This window comes from Pseudomonas veronii (assembly GCF_001439695.1).
GTDB lineage: Bacteria > Pseudomonadota > Gammaproteobacteria > Pseudomonadales > Pseudomonadaceae > Aquipseudomonas > Aquipseudomonas veronii.
Genome location: NZ_JYLL01000079.1, coordinates 1 through 1,259 on the forward strand (window position 1 = coordinate 1; position 1,259 = coordinate 1,259).

A 1,259-nucleotide genomic window follows, 5' to 3' on the forward strand; every position below is an offset into this window, starting at 1 on the left:
GACCAGTGCCAATTCGCTCATGATAATGGCCTCCAAAATAAAACACCCTAGAAAGCGTAGCCCTCGCAGGGTGTGGGGGTGACCATCTCATTACCGGACACCCATTTAGGCGAGAATGCTCGCCAGAAAGAGGTGTCTGATGACCAAACAACGCCGTACCTTTTCCGCTGAATTCAAACGCGAGGCCGCAGGCCTCGTGCTCGATCAAGGCTACAGCCATATCGAAGCCTGTCGCTCGCTCGGAGTGGTCGAGTCTGCATTGCGTCGCTGGGTCAACCAGCTTCAACAGGAGCGCAACGGTGTAACTCCACAGAGCAAAGCCCTGACGCCCGAGCAGCAGAAAATTCAGGAGCTGGAAGCCCGGATTGCCCGTCTTGAGCGGGAGAAATCCATTTTAAAAAATCTATGGTCACCCCCGTTTTTGCAATGCTGATTAGTGGGCGAAGTGCTTGGCTTGCTTAAATCTATCCGGCGTCTATTGGGTGAGTCACCCGCGCCATGATGAGAGTCGCGCCTGACGATCCTGAAAAGGCTAACGGCTTCTTGCAGAGCCGATTTTTAAAGCAGGTTCTTCGCCAGGCCGGTGGGCCGTTCACGTCATCCATTGTTCAGCTATCGCAAAACCTGAAAGTGGTTCATGGCACTAGAACAACAGCTGGGTCAGATAGCCACGGCATCTGGCCCTGCATTAAATACTCCATGACCCGCTGAGATCGCCCAAGCGATCCGAGCCAGTTTGTTGGCCAAGGCACAGGCCACCACGTTCGAGTGCCGTCGTATCAGCAGCGAGCGAACCCAATCTGCCAACGCACCATGCTGGATTTTCAATTGCTGAAGATAAACTCGAGCACACTGAACCAATAATCGCCTGAGATTTTTGTCACCGCGCTTGCTGATTCCCAGCAAAGTGGCCTTACCCCCGGTGCTGTATTGCCTTGGCACCAAGCCAATAGATGCAGCGAAGTCACGACTACACGCATACTGCTTGCCATCGCCCATTTCCACAGCCAACAGGCTGGCGGTGATCGGGCCGACACATGGAATGCTCAGTAAACGACTGCCAAGATCATCGTCAGCCAGTTGGCGGGCCAGCTCCTTATCCAAATCCTTGATTTGGCCGTCTAGGTAGTTGAAGGTAAGCGTCCAGCCGCCCCACCTTTACTCAGGTTGAGGCGCGAGGGGTAATAGCTCATCGATCCGGCTGTTGGGCCAGCTGGGTAGTTTTTCCAGCGTATCCTTGAGCCAAGCGGCGGGTTCGA

At 54.4% G+C, this 1,259-nt stretch carries 1 protein-coding gene and 2 pseudogenes; 1 reads left to right on the plus strand and 2 read right to left on the minus strand.

The genetic code is table 11. The annotated features are described in order from the left end of the window. Positions 1-139: 139 nt before the first annotated feature. Positions 140-400 (plus strand): annotated as a pseudogene (locus tag TU80_RS31030) (transposase); the annotation flags it as partial. Between the two features lie 260 nt (positions 401-660). On the opposite strand, the pseudogene TU80_RS31035 reads toward TU80_RS31030, so the two are convergent. Together TU80_RS31035 and TU80_RS32545 are read right to left on the minus strand one after the other, a co-directional pair. Next, positions 661-1,134: pseudogene (locus TU80_RS31035) on the minus strand (IS110 family RNA-guided transposase); the annotation flags it as partial. Between the two features lie 24 nt (positions 1,135-1,158). After that, on the minus strand, positions 1,159-1,259 hold a 101-nt coding region (locus tag TU80_RS32545; protein ID WP_156422915.1), incomplete at its 5' end, for a transposase domain-containing protein.